Annotated in this window: 1 protein-coding gene; it reads right to left on the bottom strand. The window is 68.4% G+C overall.

Features of this window, described 5'->3' with window-relative positions; all coding sequences use genetic code 11:
• Positions 1–17: 17 nt before the first annotated feature.
• Positions 18–1214, bottom strand: a complete 1197-nt coding sequence (locus tag P1P70_RS44570) for an IS110 family transposase (RefSeq protein WP_319248194.1) — start codon at positions 1212–1214, stop codon at positions 18–20.
• Positions 1215–1443: the final 229 nt, after the last annotated feature.

Below are 1443 nucleotides of genomic sequence, written 5' to 3'. Positions count from 1 at the left end.
GCTTCCTAATGCTGTTGTCAAGCTGCGCTGGTGACTGGTGGTGTGACTTGATAGCACCGTCGGTCGCGGATGAGGGCCCACAGGACGTTGACGCGTCGGCGGGCGAGGGCGAGCACGGCCTGGATGTGCTTCTTGCCCTCGGCGCGTTTGCGGTCGTAGAACTTCCGCGAGTTCGGGTCGTAGCGGACGCTGACCAAGGCGGACGTGTAGAAGACGCGCTGGAGTCTTCGGTGGTAGGTGAGCGGTCGGTGCAGGTTGCCACTGATCTTGCCCGAGTCGCGCGGTGCGGGTGCGACGCCGGCGAAGGCCGCCAGAGCGTCCGGGGAGTCGAAGTCGTCCAGGCTGCCGCCGACGGCGGCCAGGAACTCGGCACCGAGCACGGCGCCGATGCCCGGGACGCTCAGGAGGATGTCGGCGAGTTCGTGCTCGCGAAACCGGCCCTCGATGAGCTTGTCCAGTTCCGAGATCTGCTCGTTGAGGGCCATCACCTCCACGGCCAGGGTGTGGACCAGCTTCGCGATGGTCTTCTCCCCGGGGACAGCGGTGTGCTGGCGCTCGGCGGCCTCGACCGCGGCCTCGGCCAGGGCTCGTGCGCTTCGGACCTTGCGGTTGGCCAGCCACCTCGTCAGCCGCGTGACCCCTGCGCGGCGGATCGCAGCCGGGGTCTGGTACCCCGTCAGCAGTCTGAGCGGGCCGGTGTTGGTGACGTCCAGAACCCGCTCCAGGGCCGGGAAGATACTCAGCAGGGTGCCGCGCAGGCGGTTCACCACGCGGGTGCGGTCCTCGACCAGGTCGGCCCGGCGGCCGGTCAGCAGCTTGAGTTCGACGGCGGCTTCATCGCCAGGGCGGATGGGCCGCAGATCGCGGCGCATCCTGGCCTGGTCGGCGATCACGTAGGCGTCGCGGGCGTCGGACTTGCCCTCGCCGCGGTAGCCGTCGGAGGCCCGGTTCACCAGACGGCCGGGGAGGTAGAGGACCTCCTGGCCGTGGTTGATCAGCAGGGCCAGCAGCAGCGCGGGTTCCCCACCGGTCATGTCGATGGCCCAGGTGACCTGACGGCCGTCGGCCAGGTCGAGGACGTCGCCGATCAGCTTGAGCAGCTCGGGCTCGTCGTTGGCGACCCGCCGCGACAGCAGTGCCTTGCCGTCGGCATCCAAGGCAAGGCCGTGGTGGTGCCCCTTGCCGCTGTCGATCCCCGCCCATATCCGGCTCATCGTGCTCCTGAAGTTCGATCTCGTGCTGTTCGTGCCACGGACGACCTCGCCGGCATTGCTCTACACAGCGACTTGTTCGCACTTCCTAATCGGCGGCCGAGTCGTCGTGGGGCGCTGGGAGGCGAAGCCTCGTGAGCCATGAACGGCAGCGGCCTGATAGCCACACCCGGCACCCCTGGGCGACCCAACCCTACGAACGGCTCGATCAACCCGCTCAAGAAGGTAGAGC

Source organism: Streptomyces sp. MB09-02B (genome assembly GCF_033794485.1).
In the GTDB taxonomy this organism is placed as follows: domain Bacteria; phylum Actinomycetota; class Actinomycetes; order Streptomycetales; family Streptomycetaceae; genus Streptomyces.
This window is presented reverse-complemented; position numbering and strand designations above follow the sequence as displayed.